General features: G+C 54.5%; 26 protein-coding genes. 12 read left to right on the forward strand and 14 right to left on the reverse strand.

All coding sequences use genetic code 11. The features are described from left to right. Positions 1-4: 4 nt before the first annotated feature. From rhmD to yfaU, 3 genes are read left to right on the forward strand one after another with little or no spacing between them, the layout of a single operon-like run. Entirely contained in the window at positions 5-1,207 is a 1,203-nt protein-coding gene (gene rhmD / locus Q3H59_RS01425; RefSeq protein WP_110867658.1) for an L-rhamnonate dehydratase, read from the forward strand. 47 nt (positions 1,208-1,254) lie between these two features. Further along, the gene (locus Q3H59_RS01430) at positions 1,255-2,541 is read left to right on the forward strand and encodes an MFS transporter (RefSeq protein WP_309832803.1); all 1,287 of its coding nucleotides are present in this window, start codon (positions 1,255-1,257) and stop codon (positions 2,539-2,541) included. A gap of 13 nt (positions 2,542-2,554) precedes the next feature. Continuing rightward, on the forward strand, positions 2,555-3,355 hold the full coding sequence (gene yfaU / locus Q3H59_RS01435) for a 2-keto-3-deoxy-L-rhamnonate aldolase (RefSeq protein ID WP_192414779.1): 801 nt from the start codon (positions 2,555-2,557) through the stop codon (positions 3,353-3,355). 109 nt (positions 3,356-3,464) lie between these two features. On the opposite strand, the gene Q3H59_RS01440 is transcribed toward yfaU, so the two are convergent. Then, positions 3,465-3,956: a helix-turn-helix domain-containing protein gene (locus tag Q3H59_RS01440; RefSeq protein ID WP_210081434.1), complete on the reverse strand. Its 492-nt coding sequence runs from the start codon at positions 3,954-3,956 to the stop codon at positions 3,465-3,467. Positions 3,957-4,273: 317 nt separating this feature from the next. On the opposite strand from Q3H59_RS01440, the gene Q3H59_RS01445 reads away from it, so the two are divergent. Next, positions 4,274-5,296, forward strand: a complete 1,023-nt coding sequence (locus Q3H59_RS01445; protein WP_309832806.1) for an alpha/beta hydrolase — start codon at positions 4,274-4,276, stop codon at positions 5,294-5,296. Positions 5,297-5,326: 30 nt separating this feature from the next. Here the strand turns inward: Q3H59_RS01445 and Q3H59_RS01450 are convergent, their stop codons facing one another. The 3 genes from Q3H59_RS01450 to proP all read right to left on the reverse strand — a co-directional run bounded on the left by Q3H59_RS01450 (position 5,327) and on the right by proP (position 9,007). Continuing rightward, complete coding sequence (locus Q3H59_RS01450) at positions 5,327-6,298, reverse strand: diguanylate cyclase (protein WP_210081392.1); 972 nt, start codon at positions 6,296-6,298, stop codon at positions 5,327-5,329. Positions 6,299-6,407: 109 nt separating this feature from the next. Beyond that, positions 6,408-7,385: a porphobilinogen synthase gene (gene hemB / locus Q3H59_RS01455; RefSeq protein WP_110867652.1), complete on the reverse strand. Its 978-nt coding sequence runs from the start codon at positions 7,383-7,385 to the stop codon at positions 6,408-6,410. Between the two features lie 116 nt (positions 7,386-7,501). Continuing rightward, the gene (gene proP, locus Q3H59_RS01460) at positions 7,502-9,007 is read right to left on the reverse strand and encodes a glycine betaine/L-proline transporter ProP (protein ID WP_101762711.1); all 1,506 of its coding nucleotides are present in this window, start codon (positions 9,005-9,007) and stop codon (positions 7,502-7,504) included. A 360-nt stretch (positions 9,008-9,367) separates the two neighbouring features. On the opposite strand from proP, the gene Q3H59_RS01465 reads away from it, so the two are divergent. The 3 genes from Q3H59_RS01465 to Q3H59_RS01475 all read left to right on the forward strand — a co-directional run bounded on the left by Q3H59_RS01465 (position 9,368) and on the right by Q3H59_RS01475 (position 11,246). After that, entirely contained in the window at positions 9,368-10,168 is an 801-nt protein-coding gene (locus Q3H59_RS01465) for a hypothetical protein (RefSeq protein ID WP_101762710.1), read from the forward strand. Beyond that, on the forward strand, positions 10,161-10,631 hold the full coding sequence (locus Q3H59_RS01470) for a hypothetical protein (RefSeq protein WP_101762709.1): 471 nt from the start codon (positions 10,161-10,163) through the stop codon (positions 10,629-10,631). The genes Q3H59_RS01465 and Q3H59_RS01470 overlap by 8 nt, the downstream gene beginning before the upstream one ends. Positions 10,632-10,742: 111 nt before the next feature. Beyond that, positions 10,743-11,246, forward strand: coding sequence for a hypothetical protein (locus Q3H59_RS01475; protein ID WP_192414786.1), 504 nt, complete (start codon positions 10,743-10,745; stop codon positions 11,244-11,246). Here Q3H59_RS01475 and Q3H59_RS01480 read toward each other — a convergent pair. Beyond that, positions 11,214-12,173 (reverse strand): D-2-hydroxyacid dehydrogenase family protein, encoded by a 960-nt coding sequence (locus tag Q3H59_RS01480; protein WP_309832813.1) that lies wholly within the window; start codon positions 12,171-12,173, stop codon positions 11,214-11,216. The two genes, Q3H59_RS01475 and Q3H59_RS01480, sit on opposite strands and share 33 nt — an antisense overlap. Beyond that, the gene (locus Q3H59_RS01485; RefSeq protein WP_309832815.1) at positions 12,148-13,752 is read right to left on the reverse strand and encodes an EAL domain-containing protein; all 1,605 of its coding nucleotides are present in this window, start codon (positions 13,750-13,752) and stop codon (positions 12,148-12,150) included. Before Q3H59_RS01485 ends, Q3H59_RS01480 begins: the two co-directional genes overlap by 26 nt. A gap of 227 nt (positions 13,753-13,979) precedes the next feature. On the opposite strand from Q3H59_RS01485, the gene Q3H59_RS01490 reads away from it, so the two are divergent. Then, positions 13,980-14,744, forward strand: coding sequence for a class II aldolase/adducin family protein (locus Q3H59_RS01490; RefSeq protein ID WP_101762706.1), 765 nt, complete (start codon positions 13,980-13,982; stop codon positions 14,742-14,744). Between the two features lie 11 nt (positions 14,745-14,755). Further along, positions 14,756-15,706: an ABC transporter substrate-binding protein gene (locus Q3H59_RS01495; RefSeq protein ID WP_309832818.1), complete on the forward strand. Its 951-nt coding sequence runs from the start codon at positions 14,756-14,758 to the stop codon at positions 15,704-15,706. 78 nt (positions 15,707-15,784) lie between these two features. Here Q3H59_RS01495 and Q3H59_RS01500 read toward each other — a convergent pair whose 3' ends face one another. The 7 genes from Q3H59_RS01500 to Q3H59_RS01530 form a co-directional block, all read right to left on the reverse strand. Beyond that, positions 15,785-16,831 (reverse strand): AI-2E family transporter, encoded by a 1,047-nt coding sequence (locus Q3H59_RS01500; protein ID WP_101762704.1) that lies wholly within the window; start codon positions 16,829-16,831, stop codon positions 15,785-15,787. A gap of 229 nt (positions 16,832-17,060) precedes the next feature. Next, on the reverse strand, positions 17,061-17,540 hold the full coding sequence (locus tag Q3H59_RS01505; protein WP_101762703.1) for a type VI secretion system tube protein TssD: 480 nt from the start codon (positions 17,538-17,540) through the stop codon (positions 17,061-17,063). A 213-nt stretch (positions 17,541-17,753) separates the two neighbouring features. Next, entirely contained in the window at positions 17,754-18,212 is a 459-nt protein-coding gene (locus tag Q3H59_RS01510; protein ID WP_309832821.1) for a hypothetical protein, read from the reverse strand. Beyond that, entirely contained in the window at positions 18,181-18,429 is a 249-nt protein-coding gene (locus Q3H59_RS01515; RefSeq protein ID WP_309832822.1) for a hypothetical protein, read from the reverse strand. The genes Q3H59_RS01510 and Q3H59_RS01515 overlap by 32 nt, the downstream gene beginning before the upstream one ends. A gap of 199 nt (positions 18,430-18,628) precedes the next feature. Continuing rightward, positions 18,629-20,278, reverse strand: a complete 1,650-nt coding sequence (locus Q3H59_RS01520; protein WP_309832823.1) for an ABC transporter permease subunit — start codon at positions 20,276-20,278, stop codon at positions 18,629-18,631. Between the two features lie 3 nt (positions 20,279-20,281). Further along, positions 20,282-21,253, reverse strand: coding sequence for an ABC transporter substrate-binding protein (locus Q3H59_RS01525; protein WP_222235067.1), 972 nt, complete (start codon positions 21,251-21,253; stop codon positions 20,282-20,284). Next, positions 21,231-21,944 carry an ABC transporter ATP-binding protein gene (locus Q3H59_RS01530; RefSeq protein ID WP_309832825.1) on the reverse strand — a complete coding sequence of 238 codons (714 nt, stop codon included), beginning with the start codon at positions 21,942-21,944 and terminating at the stop codon, positions 21,231-21,233. The genes Q3H59_RS01525 and Q3H59_RS01530 overlap by 23 nt, the downstream gene beginning before the upstream one ends. A 226-nt stretch (positions 21,945-22,170) precedes the next feature. Between Q3H59_RS01530 and Q3H59_RS01535 the strand changes: the two genes are divergently transcribed. Next, the gene (locus Q3H59_RS01535) at positions 22,171-23,394 is read left to right on the forward strand and encodes an MFS transporter (protein WP_309832827.1); all 1,224 of its coding nucleotides are present in this window, start codon (positions 22,171-22,173) and stop codon (positions 23,392-23,394) included. A gap of 214 nt (positions 23,395-23,608) precedes the next feature. On the opposite strand, the gene Q3H59_RS01540 is transcribed toward Q3H59_RS01535, so the two are convergent. After that, positions 23,609-24,424, reverse strand: a complete 816-nt coding sequence (locus Q3H59_RS01540) for a TIM barrel protein (protein ID WP_309832828.1) — start codon at positions 24,422-24,424, stop codon at positions 23,609-23,611. A gap of 127 nt (positions 24,425-24,551) precedes the next feature. On the opposite strand from Q3H59_RS01540, the gene Q3H59_RS01545 reads away from it, so the two are divergent. Together Q3H59_RS01545 and Q3H59_RS01550 are read left to right on the forward strand one after the other, a co-directional pair. Next, positions 24,552-24,734, forward strand: a complete 183-nt coding sequence (locus Q3H59_RS01545; protein WP_277974186.1) for a hypothetical protein — start codon at positions 24,552-24,554, stop codon at positions 24,732-24,734. A gap of 114 nt (positions 24,735-24,848) precedes the next feature. Then, entirely contained in the window at positions 24,849-26,354 is a 1,506-nt protein-coding gene (locus Q3H59_RS01550) for a CoA-acylating methylmalonate-semialdehyde dehydrogenase (protein WP_192236963.1), read from the forward strand. The last annotated feature ends 16 nt before the right edge of the window (positions 26,355-26,370 follow it).

Genomic DNA, 26,370 nt, shown 5'->3' on the forward strand with positions numbered 1-26,370 from the left:
GAGCATGTCCCTACCTAAAATTAAAACTGTCCGCGCCTACTTTGCCGGTGGCGCTACCGCGGATAAAGCAGCGGCTGGCGGTGATTATCACGATCAAGGTGCCAATCACTGGATTGACGACCACGTCGCCACGCCCATGAGCAAATACAAGCAGTATGAGCAGTCGCGTCAATCCTTTGGCATCAACGTGTTAGGCACGCTAATTGTCGAAGTCGAAGCCGATAACGGTCAAACCGGTTTTGCCATTACCACCGGCGGCGAAATGGGCTGCTTCATTGTGGAAAAGCATCTCAACCGCTTCCTTGAAGGACGCTGCGTCAGCGACATCAAACTGATTCACGACCAGATGATGAACGCCACCCTGTATTACGCCGGTTCGGGCGGCCTGGTGATGAACACCATTTCGTGCGTCGATTTGGCGCTGTGGGATCTGTTCGGCAAAGTCACCGATCTGCCGGTGTACAAACTGCTGGGCGGCGCGGTACGCGATGAACTGCAGTTCTACGCCACCGGTGCGCGTCCGGACCTGGCGCAGCAGATGGGCTTTATCGGCGGCAAAATGGCGGTGCAGTGGGGACCGCACGATGGCGATGAAGGCATCCGTAAAGAGGTGGCGCGCATCGCTCACTATCGCGAAAGTTGCGGCCCGGATTTCTGGCTGATGCTTGATTGCTGGATGAGCCAGGACGTCAATTTCGCCACCAGGCTGGCTCACGCCTGCGCGCCTTATAACGTCAAGTGGCTGGAAGAGTGTTTGCCGCCGCAGCAGTTCGAAGGATACGCCCAGCTGAAACAGCAAGCGCCGCAGGGCATGTTGATCACCAGCGGCGAACATCACGGCACGCTGCAATCATTCCGCACGCTGGCTGAAACCGGCATCGATATTTTGCAGCCCGACGTCGGTTGGTGCGGCGGCCTGACCACGCTGGTGGAAGTGGCGGCGCTGGCGAAATCACGCGGCCAGCTGGTGGTGCCGCACGGCTCCTCGGTTTACTCGCATCACGCGGTGATCACCTTCACCAACAGCCCATTCAGTGAATTCCTGATGACCAGCCCGGATTGCAGCACGCTGCGCCCGCAGTTTGATCCGCTGCTGATCAACGAACCGGTGCCGGTTAACGGTCGCATGCACAAATCGGTGCTGAATAAACCGGGCTTCGGCGTGGAGCTGAATCGCGATGGACTGAAGCGTCCTTATCAACACTAATCGCAGCGGCTGCGGCGACGCGTCGCAGCCCTGCGTGAGGGTTTACCATGAATAATCTGGTGTTAAGCGCGGTTAAAAAGAATCGCGCACGTCTTATTCCTTTCATGTTGATGCTCTACGTGTTGGCGTTTCTCGATCGCGCCAACATTGGTTTCGCCAAAGAGGCATATCAACTTGATACCGGCCTGAGTAATGAAGCTTACGCGTTAGGGGCTGGGATCTTCTTTGTGGTGTACGCGCTGCTTGGCGTGCCGGCCAATTTGCTGATGCGACGCTTTGGCGCGCGCAGCTGGATTGGCGGCACCACGCTGCTGTGGGGATTGCTTTCGGCGGCGATGGCATTTGCTGATACCGAAGCCAAATTCCTGCTGGTGCGTACCTTGCTCGGCGCCGCTGAGGCGGGTTTCTTCCCGGGCATGATTTATCTGACCTCGCTGTGGTTCCCGCAACAGCAGCGCGCTAGCGTCATGGGACTGTTCTACATGGGCGCGCCGCTGGCGTTGACGCTGGGTTCACCGCTCTCTGGCGCACTGCTGGAAATGCATGGCGTGCTAGGCCATCCCGGCTGGTTCTGGATGTTTATCATTGAAGGATTACTGGCGGTGGCAGCCGGCGTTTTCACTTTCAGCTATATCGACGACACACCGGCGAAAGCGCGTTTTCTCAGCGCCGAAGAGAAGCAGGCGCTGCAACGTCAGCTGGAGAGCGAAGAGCAGCAGAAACCGACTTCACATCTGCGTGATGCGCTGCGCAATGGTCGCGTCTGGCAGCTCGCCATTATCTATATGACCATTCAGATTGCGGTTTATGGCCTGATTTTCTTCCTGCCTTCACAAGTCGCAGCGTTGTTAGGCACCAAAGTCGGTTTCCTCGCCTCGCTGGTGGCGGCCATTCCCTGGGTGGCCGCGCTGTTTGGCACCTGGCTGATTCCGCGCTATTCCGACCGCAGCGGCGAGCGTCGCCGGGTCGCGGCGTTCACCTTGCTGGCTGCTGCCGTCGGGATTGGTTTGTCCGGATTGGTTTCGCCGCTGTTGGCCATCATTGCGCTTAGCGTCGCAGCGGTGGGTTTTATTGCCGTGCAGCCGGTGTTCTGGACCATGCCGACGCAGCTGCTTTCTGGCACTGCGCTGGCGGCGGGCATCGGCTTCGTCAATTTGTTTGGTGCTGTAGGTGGCTTCCTCGCACCGCTGATTCGCGTAAATGCCGAAATGCACTTTAACAGCAGCGCTGCCGGATTGCTGGCGCTGGCGCTAATTGCCGCCATCGGTTCACTCATTATCCTCAGCCTGAAAGTGGAGCGTCAGTTGCCACACTCTCAGCAGCCAAGTCATTAAGTAAGGAGCAGCTATGCAGGATCCGTTAAATAATCCCTTCAAAGCCGGATTGGCGAAAGGCGAAACGCAGATTGGTTTGTGGCTGAGCAGCACATCGTCGTATCTGGCCGAAATTGCTGCCACCAGCGGCTACGACTGGTTATTGATTGATGGCGAACACGCCCCGAATACCGTACAGGATCTCTATCATCAATTGCAGGCCGTTGCGCCTTATCGCAGTCAGCCGGTGATACGGCCAATCGAATTCCAGACGGCACTGATTAAGCAGGTGCTGGATATCGGTGCGCGCACCTTGCTGGTGCCGATGATCGATACCGCTGAGCAGGCACAGGCGCTGGTGAAGGCGACGCGCTATCCGCCTTACGGCACGCGCGGTGTCGGCGCAGGCGTGGCGCGGGCGGCACGTTGGGGGCGCGTGGAAAATTATATGGCGCGCGCCAATGAAGAGTTATGCTTGCTGATTCAGGCCGAAAGCAAAACGGCGATTGATAATCTCGATGCGTTGCTGGAGGTTGAGGGCGTTGACGGAATCTTTATTGGTCCGGCTGATTTGTCAGCCTCATTGGGCTATCCCGATAATGCCGGGCATCCTGAAGTGCAGAAAGTGATTGAGCAGAGTATCAAACGCATCCGCAGCGCAGGAAAAGCGGCCGGTTTTCTGGCGGTTAATCTGGAGATGGCGGAACGCGCTATTCATTGGGGAGCTAATTTCGTTGCCGTCGGTGTGGATACCATGCTGTATACCGATGCGCTGGATAATCGGCTCGCGCATTTTAAAAAGAGCGTAAATGCGCTGAATAAATCGAGTTACTAATTGAGAAACGGATGGTATGCCATCCGTTTCTATTCAATTAAAGCGTTCATGAATTGGAATGAAGAAGTCTGTTGGCGTCAAATGGCGCCAAAAAAGAGTCAATTATTTATCAACGCATCGCACAACCAATTCGCGGCATATATTTATCGTTACGTACCGCGGGCGTGATAATTGCTTTATTGCGTTCGGTGGCGTTAAATCCCGCCTGACGGCAAAGCACACAGGGATCGCGACTTTCACGCATTGCAAGTTTGGCTTCCTCATCCAGCTGGCGCTTACGGCAATAAAGAGGCGTGCAGCCCAGCACATGTTTAAATGAGCGCGTGAAAGATTGTTGGCTTTCAAAATGATATTTCACTGCCAGGCTGATAATTGGCACATTGCTGTCTTTTAAGTCATTAATGCAATGAACCAGTTTCTTTTTTCGGATGTAGCGTGCCAGTGTCTCATTGTGATAACGGGCGAAGAGTTTCTGTAAATACCATTTCGAATAGCCAGACTTCAGTGCAATATCATCAATCGTTAAACGTTGATCCAGGTTAGCCATAATCCATTCGGTTACCGAATCAATTACCCCTTCATTATATTTTTGCTGTGTCATCATAGTCCTCCATTAACAGTGGCAGAGTGTAATTTAATTAATCTTTCCAATCTGCAATTAATGTAAAGTTTTCTGGTTATTTGGCTGTTTTAATATTTGTCATCAAGACCGGTCTTGGTTTTCGTGAATTTACAGGTTTTCTTGTTGTGATGATGTTGAGTATTTATCGTAATAACGGGCGTTATTATTAACTCAAATTTTTCATCGCTTCGCGGCGCTTAATTGTAAAAGGTGTGCTTTCTGGCGGCACACCTCATCAATACTTAACGCGGATTAACGTGCCACACTGAAGGTTTTCACTGTTGAGGAATCACCTAATGGGTTTTCGTTTCAAGCCAAAACAGTCACTTGCCGTGATTCTGGCATCAGTGGCGTTAGGCGCTGTTGCTCCGGTGCTCGCCGCCAATGTGTATGGTGAACAGCTCGAAGGCTTTAACTATCCCTATCCGCTGCAGCACTTTAACTTCTCCTCGCAGCAGCAAGCGCTAAGTATAGGTTATATGGATGTCAAACCTACGCAGCAGGCCAACGGTGAAACCGTGGTGTTGATGCACGGCAAGAACTTCTGTGGCGCAACCTGGGATGACACCATCAAAGCGCTGAGTCAGAAAGGGTATCGCGTCATCGCGCCAGATCAAATTGGCTTCTGCAGCTCAACTAAACCAGCTAACTATCAATACACCTTCCAGCAACTGGCACAGAACACCCATCAACTGTTGCAGCAGCTGGGTATCGACAACGCCATTATGGTTGGGCACTCGACCGGCGGCATGCTGGCGACGCGTTATGCGCTGATGTATCCCAGACAAACGCAGAAGCTGGTGCTGGTCAATCCCATCGGCTTAGAAGACTGGAAAGCCAAAGGCGCGCCGTGGCGCTCGGTGGATCAGTGGTATCAGCGTGAACTCAAGCTGGATGCGGCGGGCATCAAGAAATATGAACAGCAGACATATTACAGCGGCCAGTGGAAGCCGGAGTATGACAAATGGGTCGATATGCTAGCCGGGCTAAACAGCGGGCCAGGCCACAAGAAAGTGGCGTGGAACTCGGCGCTCATCTACGACATGATTTTCACTCAGCCGGTGTATTACGAGTTTAAAGATCTACGCGTGCCGACCACGTTGATGATTGGCACCGCAGATACCACGGCGATTGGCAGTGATATCGCGCCGCCGGAAGTGAAAGCAAAACTCGGGCATTACAATGTATTGGGCAAGCAGGTGGCGCAACTGATTCCCGGCGCACGCTTAATCGAATTCCCGGGCATGGGGCACGCGCCGCAGATGGAAGAACCGCAGACGTTTAATCAGGCATTGATCACGGATTTAGTGGGTCATTAATTGCAGGGTCGCCATTCACGGCGACCAACATCAACTCAGCTTCTTTTTCCCGTTCTTAGCGGCGTACATCCGTTCGTCGCTACCTTCCAGCAGCTGTTCCAGCGACTGCGGATGATCGGGATCGAACTCAACAATGCCCGATGAGAAGTGCAGAGCGTAGCGGCGCTCGAGGTTCTGGGTTTGCTGTTGCAGGAAACCATCAAAGCGCGCCAACACACCTTCGGCATCGGCTTGCTGCAAGCCATTAAACAGCACCACAAATTCGTCGCCGCCCAAACGGGCAAAGATATCCGCATGGCGAAAACTCACCTTCATGGCGTTGGCAAAGTCCATTAATGCGCGGTCGCCTTCGCGATGACCGAGCGTATCGTTAATGGCTTTAAAGCGATCGAGATCGAGGAAAGTCAGGCTGGCCGGTAACTGCTTCAGCTGGCACTCATTCAGCGCCAACTGGCCGAGCGTCATAAAGCCACGGCGATTGGTGATTTGCGTCAGTTCATCGGATGTTGCGGTCTGGAACGCCACCAGCTCCGCTTCCGCCATTGCGGCTAAATCACGCAATGTATGGATATCATCCGCATCGAACTGGCGCGCATGATGATCGATAATGCACAAGGTGCCGACTTTCGCACCAGCCGGCGTGCGCAATGGGCAACCGGCGTAGAAACGCACCGGATTTTCGGCATTTTTAACCAGTGGATTATCGAAGAAGCGCTCGTCATCAAGCGCGTTTTCCACCACCATCACATCATCCTGCAGCACGGCGTGGCCACAGAAAGAGGTATTGCGCGGTGCGGTGGTATCGCTTGAACCCGCAGTGGATTTGAACCACTGATGGTCCTCTTCCAGCAGGCTGACCAGCGCAACGGGTACACCAAACAAACGACGGGCAAGGCGGGTTAAACGGTCGAAACGCTCTTCGGCAGGCGTGTGCAGAATGTTGAGCGCACGTAACTGGGCCAGACGATGTGACTCGTCCGCAGGCAGTGCAGGTGCTTTCATCGCGTTACTCTTAATAATTATGGGATTACAGAAACACTGGTGTTTAAGCCACAAAGGCTGAAAGCGCCTGGCAACGGTATGCGATGTCCGATGCCAGGCGTAACGATAATCAGAGCACTTTTTGCTCAGCGAGATCAAGGGCAAAATAGCTGAAAATGAGATCCGCGCCGGCACGTTTAATCGCGCCAAGGCTCTCCAGAACCACATTACGTTCGTCGATGGCACCCGCCTGCGCGGCGAATTTGATCATCGCGTACTCACCGCTCACCTGGTACGCAGCGAGCGGCAGCGTGGTGCGTTCGCGGATATCGCGCAGGATATCGAGGTAAGCGCCAGCCGGTTTTACCATCAGAGAATCTGCACCTTCCGCTTCATCAAGCAGCGACTCACGCAGCGCTTCACGGCGGTTCATCGGATTCATCTGGTAAGTCTTACGATCGCCTTTCAGCGCGGTGCCTGCGGCTTCACGGAACGGGCCGTAGAAGGAGGACGCGAACTTCGTCGAATAAGACATGATGGCGGTATCGGTGAAGCCGGCGGCGTCGAGCGCCTGGCGAATGGCTTTCACCTGGCCATCCATCGCGGCAGAAGGAGCGATAAAGTCTGCGCCGGCTTGTGCCGCAACCACGGCTTGCTTGCCGAGGTTAATCAGCGTTTGGTCGTTATCGACGCCGTGATCGCACAGCACGCCGCAATGGCCGTGGCTGGTGTATTCGCAGAAGCAGGTATCAGACATCACGATCATTTCTGGCACGGTGTCTTTGCAGATACGTGACATACGCGCCACTAAACCGTTTTCATTCCAGGCATCGCTGCCGGTGGCGTCGGTGTGGTGGGAAATACCGAAGGTCATCACTGAACGAATGCCCGCTTTGGCAATACGTTCAATCTCATAAGCTAAACGTTTCTCGGGGATACGCACCACGCCCGGCATGGCGTTAATGGGCACATACTCGTCCACGCCTTCTTCAACGAAAATGGGCAGTGCCAAATCGTTGATGCTGAGGTGAGATTCCTGGAACATTTCGCGCATTGACGCGCTTTTGCGCAGCCTTCTTGGGCGCTGGATCAGATTAAATTCAGACATGCTTTACAACTTATGCAGGTTAAAAAAGTGGCAATAGTTTACCCCTTTTCGCGGCTGTGCATGAAGGATTGTGTGCGGAAACGAAAACTCCCGCCGGGTGGCGGGAGTAGGGAAGATTACTCGTTGATGTCCGGATGCTGCTGCACCAGGTTTTTACGTTTCGCCTCAAGCTTGGCGATCTCGTCATCAATATCTTCGATTTTCTGCTCGATGTTGTCGTGATGCTCCTGCAGGATTTCACGTGCTTCATCCATGTCCGACGCGGCTGGCGTAGCACCGCGCAGCGGCTTATTGGCGGTCTCTTTCATGAAGATACCGGTAATCAAACCAATCACCGCGACAACCATTAGGTAGTATGCCGGCATATACAGATTGTTGGTGGCTTCCACTAAATAAGCGGCGAATGTCGGTGTTAAACCGGCAATCAGCACCGAAATATTGAAGGCACTTGCCAATGCGCTGTAGCGAATGTGGGTTGGGAACATCGCAGGTAGCGAGGATGCCATTACACCGGTAAAGGCGTTTAAGATCACAGCCATCAGCAACAGACCGGCAAAAATCAGACCCAGCACGCCACTGTTAATCAGCATAAAGGCCGGAATCGCGAAGGCAAACAGGGCGATACTGCCGATGATGACAAACGGACGACGGCCAAAGCGATCACTCAGCATGCCCATTACTGGCTGCACAAACAACATACCCATCATAATGGCGATGATGATCAACACGCCGTGATCTTCCGAGTAGTGCAGGTTATGCGACAGGTAACTCGGCATGTAGGTCAGCAGCATGTAGTAGGTCACGTTGGTGGCAATCACCAGACCGATACAGGCCAACAGGCTTTTCCAGTGTTTGGTCGCGATCTCTTTAAACGACACTTTCGGGCCGTCGCGCAGACCTTCACGGTCGCCTTGTTCCAGCTTGTCAACGTGCTGCTGGAACGCCGGCGTTTCTTCCAGGGCATGACGCAGATACAAACCGATAATGCCGAGCGGCAGCGCAATAAAGAACGGAATACGCCAGCCCCACTCGAGGAATTTCTCTTCACCGATAATGGTGGAGATCAGCACCACGACGCCCGCACCGAGCACAAAACCGGCGATGGAGCCGAAATCAAGCCAGCTGCCCATAAAGCCGCGCTTGCGGTCAGGCGAGTACTCGGCAACGAAGATCGATGCACCGGTATATTCACCGCCGACCGAGAAGCCCTGCGCCATTTTTGCCAACAGCAGCAGAATCGGTGCCCAAATACCAATTGAGGCATAGGACGGTATCAAGCCGATACAGAAGGTACTGATCGACATGATAACGATGGTAATAGAAAGGATTTTCTGGCGACCATATTTATCGCCCAACATGCCGAAGAACAAACCACCGAGTGGACGAATCAGGAACGGAACTGAGAACGTACCCAGCGCAGCAATCATCTGTACACTTGGAGAAGCATCCGGGAAGAACACCTTACCCAGCGCGTAAGCCACAAAGCCATAAACACCAAAATCAAACCATTCCATCGCGTTGCCCAGCGAAGCCGCGGTAATGGCTTTACGTAAACGGGAGTCATCGATAATGGTGACATCATCAATCCCGATAGGTTTTACACGCTTCCTACGTAGTTTCATGCAGATACCCTGTATTGGAATTCGAAAAATCCTCAACGCTGCGGACTCAAACAATGCCAACAGTCCGCGGCGTTGAGAAAATTAAAGCATAGCGGGGAAATAACGCTTTTTCCCTGCCCTGCCGGGCAATTATTAGGAAAGTAATGATTGCCAACCGCGACAGAGTATACCGATTTTGTGTGATATTTGTCATGTTCTCACCATTAACTGGCTATTTTTTAGCTAATGCTGTGGCCTGTTAGCGCTTAAAACGCGTCGAAAAAAGGCCGCAATTTCACGCAGCGATTTGCAGTAAGCGTGCGCCATCTCGCGAAACTACATATACTTGCGTGAGTTGCTTTTTTGGAAATCAGGTTTCATATGGCGCGCTTTGTTTTATTTGCCAAAAGTCTCTGTTTTGATGCCGACCAACAGGTGTTTTATCCACTCAATTCTCCCGCTCAACGCGTGGCATTAAGTCCGCTGCAAAGCGCGGTATTACGTCGCGTGCTCAATGCCCAAGGCAAGCTGGTGCGTAATCAGGCATTGCATGTGCTGTTTCAGCGCGAACCTTCTGAGATCCCCTTTGCCGATCGCTTAACGTTGACCATTGCTGAGATCAATCGTCTGGCGCAGCAGGCGCACGCGCCAGGTGCATTGGTACATCAGGTGCCGCTGATTGGCTGCGTGCTGGCCGAGCAGGTCGATGTCGAATCCTTCAATGAGGTCGCTACGCCTGCTGCTGAAGCTGAAAAGCCGGTCACGGTGCAGCCCGAACCTGCTGTGAAAGCGGTCGCCGTGAAGAAAAAATCCTGGCTGTGGCGTGGCGTGCTGGCGGGATTATTACTGCTAAATGTGGCGCTGGCACTAATTATCCGTCAGGAGTTTGCGCCAACCGAACATGATGGCATGCAATTTAAATTTTATGGCCAGGAAGCGCAGACGCAGGTCTTTATCAATGAAAGACTTTCTGCCGATTCTTTTGTCGTTCAGGATGCTATGCGCCGATTCCGCGAGTTAAAACCGCGCCTGCCGGATGGCTCAGTCCCGCCGTTGCTGTACATCAACCGTTCACGCATTCGTGCCTTCAGCAGTGCTTTCCTTTGCCTCCAACCCATCGAGCAAAAGAATAATGGATGTATTTCATGGTTGATATCTAATCAGGAGCTACCTGATGCGTAAGTCATTACTCACATTGGTTGTTATTATTGCGTTCATTCTTCCCTGGGCGTGGGTGCTGTTGGTCCGCCCAACCGTTGTGGTACCCGAATGGTGTGATGTTCCCTATCGCATTGATAATGAAGGGAAGCCAACGGGTACGCTGGATGCGACGGTACGCACACGTTTTAAAGCGGATGGTAGCGGCGCATCAACGCTAATCGGCACGGTGACATTGCCGGATCGTCAATATCGTTTAAATCGCGTTTCTGTCAGTAGCTGGCATCGTCAGGGCGATTTTATGCTGGTGAATACCCGTAAAGTGCAGGCGATGGCCGATGATACGGTGCCCGAGCCACTCGCTGCGCAGATACTTTTCACCTCGGCGCGAGAATCCCACAGTGATTATTATCAGATGTATCAACTCCCCAATGGCGATCAAATAATCAATTATTCTGGTATGCCGCGGCTTTATTGCCATACCTAATTGATGCGCAAATAAATAAGAAAAATTTACCATTAAGCGAGGCGGCAACCTCTGCTTGCCAGCTCCAAAACATTGGGTAATACTCTGCCGCCGTGCTTTGGTGGAGTGTTCATGTCGAGGATAAACGCCCAGTCTTTTAAGAATCCCTGGCTGTCGATGAGCGACAGTGTAGAAAGCAATCTTATCAATCTTGTGCCTGCGGCACAGCGTACGACTGCCGTTTCCATTAGCTCGGTGGCGTGGATTAACTGTGGCGAACGAACCGATGCGCAGCTGGCATTATTGGCGCAACAACCCGATGAACTGCTGCAGCGCCTGAAAAGCTGGCGTCAGGCCGGATTACTCTCCCGCCAGGCGACCGAGAGCTTGCGTCAGCTGCAACGGTTGACGCAAACCAGCATCGCATGTAACCAACCCATCACGCAGCTTGATGAATATCAGCAGTTCGTGGGGCAGTTAACGCCGACGCTGGAGCGCATTAATCAACGTCTCAATGCCCAGCGCGATGTGCCGAATGGCGCGCTGGCGGAAGACAGCCTTGAAGTGGCGCTGCGCATTGCGGAAAAACGGCGCGCAGGCCGTTCAGAGCAGCGAGCGCAGCGGCGCACCCGTTAACCATCCCTGAATATCTTCCACCGCCTGCGTGAAGTAGGTGCGATAATTGCTGTCGGCGACATAGCCGAGATGCGGCGTCGCCAGCACGTTCGGCAGCTGACGCAGCGGATGATTGGCGGGCAGCGGTTCCTGTTCAAACACATCTAATCCCGCACCGGCTAACTGACCCGATTGCAGCGCGGCGATCATCGCCTGTTGATCGACAATGCCGGCGCGCGATGTGTTAATCAGCAGCGCGCCGGGTTTCATCTGCGCCAGCGCCGCTGCATCAATTAAATGGCGTGAGCGCTCGCTCAATACCAGATGAATGGACACCACATCGCTGCTACTGAGCAGCGCCGCCAGCGATGGCGAACGTTCTGCGCCACACTCGGCGGCACGTTCGGCGGTTAAATTCTGGCTCCACGCACACACGCGCATCCCAAACGCCTGCGCCACTTTTGCCATCTCGCCGCCGATTTTACCCAATCCAATTAATCCCAGCGTTTTGCCCTGCAGGCCCATGCCAACGGTGTGCTGCCACGCGCCGTTGCTGCGCAGCGCCTGATTCTCCGGCACGATATGGCGCGCCAATCCCAGCAACAATCCCCACGTCAGTTCCAGCGGTGCCGCGCTGCTGCTGGCGGTACCGCACACCGCGATATAGCGTTCCGCGCAGGCATGTAAATCGATGGAGGCATTACGCATGCCGGAAGTGACTACCATTTTCAGATTGGGCAAGCGGCCAATCAGCTCGGCGCTGAGCGGCGTGCGTTCGCGCATAACCACCAAAATATCGGCGTGCGCGATGCGCTTAACCAATTCATCCTGGTCGGCGAAATGTTCAGTCAGGGAAGTGGTGTGCACCAGCGGGGCGAGAGATGCCCAATCGGCAAGCGACTGGGCGACGTTCTGGTAGTCATCAAGAATGATGCAGTTCAGGCTCATAATGTTCCTCAACGAGAAGTGGCTTGTGCCCTTGCTCGCTGAGCCAGGCACGCAGCCGGTCATTATCCAGCGGACGGGCATAATAGTAGCCCTGAATAAATATCACACCACGCTGCCGCAGGTACTCAAATTGTGTTGCGGTCTCGACGCCTTCGCCCAGCACATCCAGTTCCAGCTTGTGGCACAGATTAATAATCGCATCCAGCACCGGCGTTTCCACGTCGAGGCCTTCAATGGCATTGATAAAGCCGCGATCGATTTTCAGGTAGTCCAGCGGGAAGGTGAGCAGGTAGGTCAGTGAACAGTGGCCGGTACCGAAATCATCAATCGCCACCTTCATGCCCTGCGCGCGCAAATGACGCAGTTTACACGCCACCTTTTCACCCTCTTCAATCAGGCTGCGTTCGGTCAGCTCCAGCGTGATGCACAGCTGTTTGTCTTTGATGCGCTCAGCAAACAATTCAATATCGGCCACGAAATCGTCATGCTGCAGATGCTCCGCTGCCAGATTCAGCCCGAGGTGAAATCCGGGCTCGACCTGCCAGCTCTGAATATCTTCGGCCATCAACTCCAGCAGATGCTGCGTCAACGGCACAATCATCCCTTCGGCTTCAGCGGCGCTGATAAAGATATCCGGACGAATCATCACGCCATTGGGCCGTTGCCAGCGCAGTAAGGCTTCAACACCGGCGCAGGCGTGCAAGGTATTGCTGTATACCGGCTGATAATGCACTGAGAACTGGCGGGCGCGGATAGCGCGACCAATCTCATCGTGCCAGGAAATACGACGACGCAGCCAATTGGCGGTGAGGATCATCAGCAAAATCGAGAAAATCGCCGCCATCGGCAGGAAGATGAACAGCGCCTGACGCCAGGCTTTGAGCAGCTCAGAAGCCGGAACGGTTACATTAACGGTGATGGGATAGCGGCTGGAGTCGGCCTGAAAAGATTCACTTTTCATATACAGCTTTGGCTGCATGTCAGCCGGTCCGCTGGCGATCACTGCGCCACCGCTAAATTGCAGGCTCATGTGGTAACCGCGTGAACCGCCGATGGCGTTCATGAAATCCATCAAATATTGGCCGTCGATGACCGCCCAAAAACCGCTGGTATCGGGAAGCTGACGCATAAACACCACCGCCGGACGATTAGGCACGCCAACCGTTCCGCGCACCGAAATGCTCCACCAGGCTTTGCCGGTTATCGGCGGCGGCTGCATCATCATCTCAGTCAGGGTGCCATGTCGCAGGCCAAAGGCGGACGAGCAAATGATGTCATTGCCTTTCATCATACCAATGGATCGAAAATAGGGATTAAGCGTACCGGCGCGCTGCAGCTGATCTTCGATTTGTGCACAAGGCTGGTACTGATACTGGCGCATCTCAGTGATCATATCCCAGGCGTTGTCACTCATCTTTTCAGCCTGAGTAATCAAGGTATTGGCGGTTGAGATCTGCTGTTGGCTGACGGTGTGGCGCGCTTCGATGGCCGTACAAAGGATGCCGAGCACCAACGGCAGCAACCCGGCACAAACGATTAAGACCCAATCAAAATCGTGATGTCGTTTTTTCAGTGGCACCAGACAATCCTCAGTCGGTTTAAGCTGCGCTTGCGGCGTCAGCAGCATACCATTTTCACAGGGCTGTGTAGGGTAGCGATTTAAGAATAAACCGGTCTGATACAGGTCAATGATCAATCTCACTTTGCGTTTAATGACATTGTTTTGCCGTTATTGGCATTTCCCAGCGGCAAAAACGCTATGCCACGATGTTAGGTAAGCACATTGACCTGAAATGAGGAGCGGAAATGAGCACGGAAACCCTGGATGTCACATCATTACGGCAGCGCATCAGCGAAGGCGAATGGCAGGCGCGCATCAAACTGGCGCAGGCTTATCATCTGGCGGCGAAGCTACGCTGGACCGACCATATTTACACCCATTTTTCCCTGCGCGTACCGGGCGATCAGCCGCACTTTCTTATCAACGCTTTCGGGCAAACCTTCGATGAAATCCAGGCGGAAACGCTGGTTAAAATCGACATCGACGGCAATATTATTGACGACCCAACCGGGCTGGGAATTAACCTTGCCGGGTTTGTTATTCACAGCGCGATTCACCGCGCGCGGCCAGATGCCCATGCGGTGCTGCATACGCACACCGCGGCGGGCATTGGCGTTTCGGCGCAGCGGAACGGCCTGCTGATGATTTCGCAACACAGCACGCGTTTCCATAATCGCCTCGGCTATCACGATTACGAAGGTATTGCGCTGGATCTCGACGAGCAGCAGCGCATCGTTGCCGATCTCGGCGATCTTAACGCGCTGATCCTGCGCAATCACGGCCTGCTGACCAGCGGCGGCAGCATTGAAGAAGCTTTCTACAACCTCTATTACCTCGAGCGCGCCTGTCAGGCACAGTTGGCGGCACAATCGGGTGGCGCGGATCTGATCATTCTGCCGGACGCCGTTTCCGAGAAAGCCGCGCAGGCGTTTGATAACAGCATCCGCAATCGCAAATATCAGCTGCACTGGGATGCTTACATCCGCCAGCTCAACCGCAACGCACTCTGAGAATCTCCCCGATGAAATGGCTAAAACCGGTAGTTTCTGCGCTGCTGCTGTGCGCGGCGTTTGGCAGTCAGGCGGCGCCTGATTTGAGTAAAGTCACGCTGGTGCTGGGCGGTCAGGCACGCAATCTGCGTTCGCTGATCGAAGCGGCAGATGTCATGAAAGACGCGCCTTATCACTATCGCTGGGCGAATTTCCAGGGCGCGGCGCCGCTGTTTGAAGCGCAGCGTGCGGGTGCGGTCGATACCTCGTACGCTGGCGATTTGCCGGTGCTGATGGCGGCGTCGGGCGGCGTACCGCTGAAGATCATCGCCACCAACGTCGGTGACGCCGGTTCGAACGGGCTGATCGTCCCTGCCGATTCGCCGATCCACAGCGTGAAAGATCTGGCTGGCAAGCAGGTTGTTGTCTCGTCGGCGCGCGGCAGTATCTCGCAGCACTTGCTGTATGAGGCGTTGGAAGAGGCGAAAGTGCCACGTGATACGGTGCCGGTGCGTTTTGTGTTGCCAACCGACGCCAGCGCGGCGTTTAACTCCGGGCAGATTACCGCATGGGCGACCTTCGATCCCTATTTAGGTATTGCGGAAAAGCATGGCGCGCGTCTGCTGCGTGACGGCAAAGGGCTGACAACCGCGCTGTCGTTTGTCACCGCCACGCAAAGCTCGCTCGACGATCCCGCGAAGCGCGCGGCGATTGCCGATTTCACCCATCGTCTGGCCAAAGCGCGCGAGTGGGCGCTGGCGCATCCGCAGCAGTATAACGAGGTATATGCGCAGTTAACGCGCCTGCAACCGGCGGACGCGCAGCAGATTACTGCGCGTATTTCCCACGGTGTACGTGGCGTGACGCCGGATGATGTGGCAAAGGTGCAGAAGGTGTCGGACTTGTTTAGCGAGTTGAATATCCTGCCAAACAAAGTTGATGTACAGGCGATTACCGACAACAGCGTGTTTCAAACGCAATAACGTAAAATCACGCCGCTACGACAACGTGAACTGAACCGTAGCGGCGCAATCTATTGCGCGACCTTGAGTAAAAGAGCCTTAACGCGCCCGTTTACCCGGCCGTCCATTACCCAACATAATCGCCAATCGGCTTCCGCCCGGCGTGGTTTCCATCAAAATCTTGGTCACGCTGGTGAGCGGCACCGACAGCAACATGCCGACCGGACCCAGCAGCCAGCCCCAGAAAATCAACGACAGAAACACCACAAGCGTCGAGAGTCCCAGCCCGCGCCCCATCAATCTTGGCTCCAGCATGTTGCCGAACACCATATGAATCGCGCTGAACAGCGCCGCCACCAGCATGGCGTCATAAATATCATTTAACACCAGCGCCTGAATAAATGGCGGAATACCGGCGATGATCGGGCCAATGTTGGGGATGAAATTAAGGATGAACGCCACCACGCCCCAGAACAGCGCGAACTTCACGCCGAGCAGCAGCAGCGAAAGCCAAACGGCCACGCCGGTAATCAAACTCACCAGGGTTTTAAGTGCCAGATAGTGCGTCACACCTTTCAGCGCGCGGTGCAGACCGGCGATGCGGATTTGTGGATTAACCATCGCATTGCGCATCTTGTACGGCAGATGACGCACTTCAAACAGCATAAACACCACGGTGAGGATCAGCAGCAGGACGTTGGTCATCGCGCCGGACAGCTGTTTTAGCACCGATGTGGCCATGTCCATCACCACGTTGGGATCGAGGCGCGCAGCCAGCGCTTCGGTAGAGATGTTGATATGAAAACGCGCGGCAAAATGTTGCACCACCGCCAGTTTCTGCTCCAGCATGGCGCGGATTTGCGGATAGGTATCGCTGAAGTCACTGGCCGAGCTGGCGAGTACAGCAATGAGTAACAGTACGACGATAAAAATCACGGTGATCACCAGCGTAATCGCCAGGCCACGTTTGACGCCGCGTCGCATTAGCATCGTAACCAGCGGATTGAGCACAATAGCTAAAAAGCTGGCGAGTAAGAAGGGCACCAGAATGTCCGAGGCGGCGCGAATGCCCGCCAGAATAATCACCAGCATCGCCAGTTTTACCAGGATGTTCTGGCCAATTTTTTCCTGAAGCAGGTTATTCATTCTCTCTCCTGAGACAAAATTTCTCAGGAGAGTGTAGTTGATGAAAATTAACCATCTGTTTTTTAAGATAAAGAGAAATTTTTACAACACGCAACATCCGTAGCTACCTGCATGAACGTCAAGCGGTAGCTGTGAAATTTTCACACCTCGGCTTACCGTGCCGACATCAATACTTATTTAAACATCGGCACAGACAAACAGCGAGCAAGGTAAGGTGTTAACTATTTAATTAAGCGATCATTCGTTCATTCCAACCATCTTTAAACTGAATATTTCCATCGACGTATTTCCACATAATAGTTTCATAACGAATCTCGACATTTTCCATATGTGTGCTTGCTATGCCTGCTGGTACGAGTGATGGAGTAATGCTGGTTATTTTTACGTTTTCAAGAACAATGTTAAAGTATTCTGTTTCAATTCCTGCCTCATTAATTCTATACATTTTTATCGTGGCTGATTTAAGTATTCTGCCCTGACACAGTGCGCGAAATAATAATGGCGTCGTCTGGTCAAATTCTTTCTGGAAAACTATTGGGGCATGGATTCTTGCTGCTGTTAACTTTCCGGTATGTCTGTCGGCTGGAACCGATATGTTATGCGTTAGAGTGCGCATTTCAATTGAGCCGAGTCGTGTAGGCATCAGGCATCCACCCGCGATAGGGGATCCGTTTTCATCTGTTAGCCATAAATGAGCTGGAGTTGACATAGTTAAGTTCCTTTTAATTTTAACGAGGGCGGTTAAACCAGACAACAAACGCAAAGGTAATGATTATCAAAACCCCTATGGCCTGAAGTGCGTAGGGGCGAAAGTACGTTACTGCAAAAACACCGAAAGTAATAATTAAAACAAGCGGAACGTAGCCCCAAAAGAAATATGATGCCTGCGCCTTTAACCATTGTTTTAGAAAATTACGCATGCCTACTTCACCATGTTAATTATTGCGTTGGTAATGTCACTCTCAAATGCTTGAGCTTTCATAAAAGTCGGCTCGACGAGGAAATACATCATTTCGAGTCTTTGCATGTGCAGGGCTTGATAATACATCGGCGCTTGCAGCCTAAGCCTTTCAGCACTATCAGCAGCTTGTTGTACGATGCCGTATAGCCCTAGCCCGGTAACAGTTAGCGCGGCGGTCTTTCCTGTCCAGGCGACGATGGATGAGTTAAAGCCTATGCCAAGGCAAACAGCTGTTGTTATTCCAATGATAAAAGTCTGATTGTTTAGTGTGTTAGAGGAGATGATCACGCCTGCTTTTAATAAACCGGAATTGATTGCTGAAAGTTGTTCGCGTGTTTTGAATCTGAAAATTTCTTCAAAATAGATGTGAACCAGCCTATAGATAATGTCACGCCTTTTTGACCACTTCGGCAATGCCATCCAGGAAGCGCAAGTCTTCTTCTTTTAGCTTTGCACAGACATCTTGATAGTTATCGGTGAAGCAAGATGTGTAATACACCAAGCGTGTTGCTCCGTCGCCAATTTTACTGGCTTGCTGAAGAGCTTGGTCTTTTACACCTATAAGAGCTTTTTCAAGCTGTGACGCCATCAACTCATCGGCTTTGATGCCCTTGAGTATCAAATCACTGTGATACATGCCGTTTCCTTACGGTTAGAAATCATCCCTAGTCGAAACTACAATTTACCCATTTAAAGTGTAAGGTCAATGCCGCACGGACATGGGTTTTAAAAAATGTGGATAAGATGACAGTTAAACCCACAATCACAGCTTAAATAATGTTAATCATCAAGGTCCTATTTATGCGTGATGAATCACGCCGCTACGGTATGTATGATTATTTTTCATGACGCCGCATTAGCACCGTGGCCGCCAACATCAAACTCAAACTGGCGCAAAGCATCAGCGTGGCCATCGCCATACCTTGTCCCACCGAGCCCTGTTCGAACTGACGCCAGATAAAGATCGCCACGGTTTGCGTGCCTGCCGGAGCCAGCAGCAGCGATGTCACCAGCTCGCGCGACGCTACGGCAAACACCATCATCATCGCCGCCAGCAAGCTGGGCGCGACTAGCGGCAGCACAATCAGACGCAGCGCCTGCACACGTGATGCGCCGTGCACGCGCGCCGCTGGTTGCAGCGTGGGTGCCAGCTGGCGCAGCGCGCTACTGACATAACGCACCGGCCACGGCAGCAGCAAACAGCTGTACGACAGCAGCAGAATAAACATCGTGTTGTAGGGCGAAACCGGCCAGAAACCGCGGTTCCACAGCAGAATCAACCCCACGCCCACCACCACGCCGGGCATCGCCGCAGGCAGCAGCGCCAGGCCATCCATCATTGCCAGCAAACGGGTTTTCCCTTCCGATACGCGCCAGGCGATCAGAAAACCCAGCGCGCCGGTCAGCAGCGCCGCGCCGAGTGCCAGGCCAATGCTGGTGGAGAAGGCCGCCAGCGCATCGCCTTGCTGGCTGAACAGCGCGCCGAAGTGGCGTAGCGTCAGATTACTCAGATGTAATCCGCCGGAGAGCGTATTCAGCAAGCCGCTCAGGGTCATCGCGCCGAGCGGCAGCACCACCGCCAGCAGCACGGTGACAGCAAACGGCAGCAGCATTAAGATTTGTAAGCGTCCCGCATGCGCCAGTTCCTGACTCACTGGTTTGCCACCAACCGCCGTCACATCGCTGCTGCCGGTCAGTTTGCGCTGTAGCAGCCACGCCGTGAGCGCCATCAGGCTCAGCATCAGTGACAGCGACGCCGCGCCAGGCAGATCAATCGGCCAGTCGGCGAGTTTGGTTTCAATACCGACGGTCATCAGCGTCAACTTCGCCTGCGCACCGAGCGCCGCAGGCACGCCGTACTCCTCAATCGCCAGCGTAAACGCCAGCAGCACGCCGCCCGCCAATGCCGGTAAGGTGAGCGGCAAGGTGATGTGCCAGAAGCCGCGCCACGCCGATGCGCCATGCACGCGCGCCGCCCAGGCGAGACGTTGCCCGCTGGCCAGCAGCGAACGCGACACCGCGAAATAGATCACCGGGAAGATGTTAAGCGTCATCACGCCAATCATGCCGCTGCTGCTAAACAGCAGGCTGTCGAAGTTGATGCCGGTGAGTTGTTCGATATAACCGTTGCGTTGCAGCGCCAGCGTCCATGACAGCGCCACAATATAGGGCGGCGTCAGAAAGGGGATCAGAAACAGCAGATCCCACAGCGCCGCGCCCGGCAAGCGGAACAGGCCGCGCAGTGCGCCGAGCGGCAAGCCCAGCAGCAAACTGCACAGCGCCACGCCGCCGCCGATTTTCAGCGTGCCCAGCCACATCGCTGCCAGCTGCGGATCGTCCAGCAGCGCCGGAAAAGCACTAAAAGCGCCGCGCCAACTGCCTTCACCTAAGTAGGGAAATAACGCTTGCAGCACGATAAACAGCAGCGGCAGCGCTACCAGCAGCAATAACGCCAGCAGAATCACGCCATTCAGGGCACGCGACATCGCTTACTGTCCGAACAGGGCGCCAAAGCGCTTTAGCACCGCCGAACGTTCGCTGCTGCCATCCTGATTAGTCGGCAATAACTTGATCTCAGTAAACAGCGGACGTTGCGCTTTGATATCGGTACGCGCCGGCATCAGCCAGGCTTTCGCCACTTGCTCCTGACCTTCATCTGACAGCACGTAATCAACGAACTTTTTCGCATCGTCTGGGTGCTGGCTGCTTTTCAGGATCATCATCGGACGCGGTGCGACCACGGTACCGTTTTCCGGGAAGATCACTTTCACGCTCTCGCCCTGCGCGATGTTGTTATAGGTGACGTAATCGACCGCGCCAAACACCGCCGCTTTCGCGCCTTGCAGCACCGGCGTCACCGCCTGCGCGTTGGGGCCGCTCATCACCATGCCGTTGGCTTTCAGCTGGTCAAACAGCTGCCAGGCTTTTTCGCCTTCGCTGTTTTGCAGGCCAATCAGCAGATCGAGTGACGCGCCAGACAGCGCCGGATCCGGCGTGGTGACGTTATCTTTGAAGGCGGGCGCGGTGAGATCCTGCCAGGTTTTCGGCTCTGGCGTGTTGCTTTGCGTATTCCACACGATGCCGAGCGCGGAAATGCCCTGCGCGACATAGTTGGCGGTTTTGAACTGATTCGGCACCTTCGCCGCGTTGGCGCTGTTGAACGGCAGCAGCCAGCCGCGCTGTTGCAGATCTTCGGCGGTATCCCACGAAGCCGAGATCAGCACGTCGGCTTGCGGATTGGCCTGTTCCGCTTCCAGACGCGCCATCACTTTGCCGGTGGTGGCCTGGAAAATATTCACTTTGATGCCGGTCTGTTTTTCAAATCCGGCGGCAAGACTTTTCGACAGCGAACCCGGACCGGCGGTGTATACCGTCAGCGCCTGGGCGTCGTTGATCATGATGGCGGAAGTCAACATCATCGCGCTGATGGCTCCTGTTTTAACTGACTTGAGAGATGGCATTGCAGTCCCCTGAGAGGTGAGTAACGGAAACAATCTGGCCCTGCGCCAGGTGAATGATGCGGTCGGCCAGCGTGTTGGCTTCGTCGCGATCGTGCGTAACGTAAACAGCGGTGATGCGCGCCACGCGCAGCAAATCCGCCATGGTGTGAACCAGAGTTTCACGCAGGTCGCGGTCGAGGTTGGAGAGCGGTTCGTCGAACAGCAGAATGGCCGGTTTCGCCACCAGCGCACGCGCCAGCGCCACGCGCTGCTGCTGGCCGCCTGAAAGCAGCGCCGGTTTGCGATCGCCAAAATCCTCAAGGCCCACCTGCGCCAGTGCGGCATCGGCCTGTTGCCGCGCGGCGGCTTTTTTCATGCCGCGCATACGTAGCGGAAAGGCGACGTTTTGCGCCACCGACATGTGCGGCCACAGCGCGTAATCCTGAAACACCATGCCAAGGTTACGTTTTTCCGGCGCATCACAGTGGCGCGGTGAGGCCACGCAGCGTTGGCCGATCCACAGTTCGCCGGCGGTGGGCTGCAACAAACCCGCCAGCAGTTTCAGCAGCGTGCTTTTGCCACAGCCGCTCGGGCCGAGCAGCGCCAGAATTTCGCCTGCGGGAATGGTCAGGGAGAGATCGTGCAGAATAGTCAGGTTATCCACCGACCATCTGAGATTTTTCAGTTCAATAGGCAGCGCGGCATGCGTCATCGGCCACCTCCCGCGAAGGCGTGAGCGTTACGCACGCGCGCCTGAGAAATCAGGGGCGTCATCAGATTGTTATCCTCTTTGGGATTTGATTGGGGGCGAGTCTACGAGCGCGATATGACGAAATGATGACCATAAAACTGGGCATTTCACTGATGCGGATAAAACCAAATGGCGTATAGTTATCCTCTTGTTATAAAAATTCCGTCACCCACGAGCGCAATCACTCATGCCTGACTCGCCTGCCGCCGCACCTGAACACGGCCGTTTTCGCCTCAATTTACTGATCCTTTCCATCGTGAAGTTCAACTTTGCCAGCTATCTCACCATCGGCTTGCCGCTGGCGGTGCTGCCCGGTTTTGTCCATGACGGACTGGGTTACAACGCCTTCTGGGCCGGATTGGTGATCAGCCTGCAATACATCGCCACGCTGCTCAGTCGCCCACACGCGGGACGCTATGCCGATATGTGGGGGCCGAAAAAAGTGGTGGTGCTGGGGCTGGTGGGATGCTTGCTGAGCGGCATCTGTATTTTGCTGTCGGCGCTCAGCGATGGGCAGGGCGTGCTGAGTCTGGTGCTGCTGTGTCTGGGGCGCGTGATTCTCGGCATCGGACAAAGTTTTTCCGGCACCGGCACGTCGCTGTGGGGCGTGGCGCGCGTCGGTTCGCTGCATATTGGCCGGGTAATTTCGTGGAATGGCATTGTCACCTATGGCGCGATGGCGATCGGTGCGCCGCTCGGCGTGGTGATTTTCCGCAGCGGCGGCTTGCTGCTGCTCTCCAGCATCATCATTGCCATTTGTTTACTGGCAATTGCGCTGGCGCTGCCGCGTGCACCGGTGAAAGGCAGCAAAGCCAAGCCGCTGCCGTTCCGTGACGTGCTGAGCAAGGTGTATGGTTTCGGCCTGATTCTGGCGATGGGTTCCGCCGGATTTGGCGTGATCGCCACCTTTATCACGCTGTTTTATCAGGATAAAGGTTGGGATGGCGCCGCCTTCGCGTTGACCATGTTCAGCGCCGCGTTCGTCGGCACGCGTCTGCTGTTTCCGAATGCCATCAACAAGCTCGGTGGTTTGCGCGTGGCGAGTATCTGCTTTGCGGTAGAAGCGATGGGCCTGTTTCTGGTGGCCGGTTCATTCGACCCGTGGATGGCGAAGATGGGCGCGTTCCTCACCGGCGCGGGTTTCTCGCTGGTATTCCCGGCGATTGGCGTGGTGGCGGTGAAAGTGGTGCCGCAGCAGAATCAGGGCAGCGCGCTCGCCACCTATACCGCGTTTATGGATTTATCGCTGGGCATCACCGGCCCGATCGCCGGTTTCATTATGAGTTATGCCGGGGTTTCGCTGGTCTATTTCCTCACCGCACTGCTGGTGTGTTTAGCGCTGTTCTGCACGCTGCGCATGATTAAGCAGATGCCGGAAGAGCCGATGGGGGAGGTTAAAGAGAACGCATAATTTTGCTATTGAACTCAGGCATACCCTAAATAGTTTACGTCAGAGCAAGGCGGCAAGCGTGAGAATCCCCAGGAGCTTACGCCCGTAAGTGACTGGGGTGAGCACGGGCAGCCAACGCAGCTATGGCTTAAAATATGACGGGTATGAAAAAAAGGCCTCCGACCGAGGCCAACACTAACAAAATGTGTCATTAGACACAGATAAGGGTTCGTTTTCAGGCTTGCAGCAACTCGATGCTGTAGCGAATTTGGCGTTCAATCTCAGCGGTATTCCACGTCTCCAGCGATGAGGCAAACGGCTCAAATGCGTAAATGCCTTTATAGCCCAACATCTCCAGACGTTTCACCTGCGCCACACTGTTCAGCACATCGCGGTCGCTGAGCATGATGCGTTGTTCATCGGTCAGCTGCGCCGGCGGGCGGGTATCTTCCACGCCCGACAAATGCACCAGGCCAATATGGTTGATATCAATCTCCTGTGGGAACTCGTTTTCGGCGTTCTCATACAGATGATGATGGAAGGTATCGAGCAGCACCTTAAACGGGACTTTTGCTTGCTGAATCAGCTGCTGCGTCTGCACCGCTGAGCGCAGCGAACTGATCGGGAAGCCCAGCGGTTCCACCAGCCCCTGAATGCCATACTTTTCAAAGCGCGGCGCCAATACTTGCAGCGCTTCCAGCGTCTGCTGGGGCGAAATCTCAATCCCTTCATTTAGCGGGCACATCACCAGCGCTTTTGCGCCGATGGCTTGTGCTTCCTGTAGCAGCGCGTCGGCTTTAACCAGCAGCGACTCATCGGCACGGTTAAACGGATAGAGCGCGTTAATCGTCACGATTTCAATGTGGTGCTTATCCGCTAGCGCGCGCAGCTGCGCCGCGCTGAGATCATCGGTTACCTTGCCGCTCTGCATGTCGTTACGCAGTTCAACCTTGCTCAATCCCAGGCGTTGCACCAGCTGAAAGAAGGCTTCCAGCGTTAGCCTGGGCGCAATTTTACGGTTAATACAGAAACGGGTCGGATCGATGGCCATGTGCGGCTCCTGTAAACGGATACGGATTAGGTGCTGCAAAGAGAACATTTATTTCATTATTATTGAATTATGAAATATCAGATATTGGATCTGCCTCGCAAAAATTTCATATTTCGTTTCGCGTTGCATGGGTAAGCTGGATTTCAGACATAAATTCGGTGCGGGCAACGGCTTAGCGGCAGAGCGGTTTGGCGAGCCTTTAGCGCCAGCAGTGCAGCGCTACGAGCTGATTTACACCCGGCTGTCAGCGCAGGCGGAAAAAATGCGATCCATGCCGCTAAAAGGAAATTTTCTAAAAAGAAGTATTTGAAAAATTCATTTCATTACGATAGCTTCATAGCACGCTTTAAGTATTGCCTGCACACGCAGCGTCGCGGTTCGAACGGGCTATCTGCAGGGAACTTCACATCTAAGAGGCAACGACATGACTATCGTAGGAAACTTTATCGGCGGCAAAATTACCCACAGCGCCAGCAATGAAACCATTCCCGTGTACGATCCGGCGACCGGCAAAGTCGTGCGTGAACTGACGCAGAGCACCGCTGCTGAAGTGGAAAAGGCGATTGAAGTCGCGCATGCCGCCTTCCCGGAATGGTCGAAAACCGCGCCGTTGCGTCGTGCCCGTGTGATGTTCAACTTTAAAGCGCTGATGGAAAAACATCGCGAAGAGCTGGCGGCACTGATCGTGTCTGAGCACGGTAAAGTGTGGTCCGATGCGCTGGGTGAACTGACGCGCGGTATCGAAGTGATCGAGTATGCCTGCGGTATTCCACATCTGATTAAAGGTGAAAACTCACCGAGCGTGGGCACCGGCGTTGACAGCTATTCGCTGATGCAGCCGGTCGGCGTTGTCGCCGGTATCACACCGTTTAACTTCCCGGCGATGGTGCCACTGTGGATGTTCCCCATCGCGCTGGCGTGCGGCAACACCTTTATCCTCAAGCCACCGGCGCTGGATCCTTCCGCATCTGTGCGCATGGCCGAACTGCTGAAAGAAGCGGGCCTGCCGGATGGCGTATTCAACGTGGTGCATTCGTCTAACGAAGATGCCGAGCAGCTGTACAAAGATCCGCGCATCGCCGCAGTCAGCTTCGTGGGTTCTTCCGGCGTAGCGGAGCACATCTATAAAACTGCCAGCGCCCACGGTAAACGCGTGCAGGCGTTTGGCGCGGCGAAAAACCACGCCATCGTGATGCCCGATGCCGATCTCGATGCCACCGTGAACGCCATTATGGGCGGCGCGTTTGGTTCAGCGGGTGAACGCTGCATGGCGCTGCCGGTTGTGGTTGCCGTGGGTGACGACACCGCAGACAAACTGATTGCGCGTCTGACGCCGCTGATCAAAGCGCTGCGCGTCGGTCCTGGCATCCAGAAAGGTACCGAAGAGAATGAAATGGGGCCGGTGGTTTCTGCTGCGCACCAGAAGAAAGTGCTGGGCTACATCGACAAAGGTGAGCAGGAAGGCGCGAAGCTGGTGGTTGATGGCCGCGGCATCCAGGTTGCTGGCCATGCAGAAGGTTACTACGTTGGCGGCACGCTGTTCGACAATGTGACGTCGGATATGACCATCTGGCGCGAAGAGATCTTCGGGCCGGTGCTGAGCATCATGCGTTCCAGCGATTACGACAGCGCACTGCAGCTGGTTAACAGCCACGAATTCGGTAACGGTAGCGCCATCTTCACCAGCAACGGCCACACCGCGCGTGAGTTCGTGCAGAACGTCGAAGCTGGCATGGTTGGCGTTAACGTGCCGGTTCCGGTTCCGATGGCGTTCCACAGCTTCGGCGGCTGGAAGCGTTCGGTATTTGGTGCGCTGAACGTGCACGGTCCAGACGGCGTGCGTTTCTACACCCGCATGAAAACCGCCACCGTGCGTTGGCCGAGCGGCCAGCAGACCGTATCTGAGTTCAGCATGCCGACGCTGGGCTAATTTCGCTCAACAAGGA

The sequence above is a fragment of the Pantoea sp. SORGH_AS_0659 genome (genome assembly GCF_031453915.1).
Classification (GTDB): Bacteria; Pseudomonadota; Gammaproteobacteria; order Enterobacterales; family Enterobacteriaceae; genus Pantoea; species Pantoea leporis.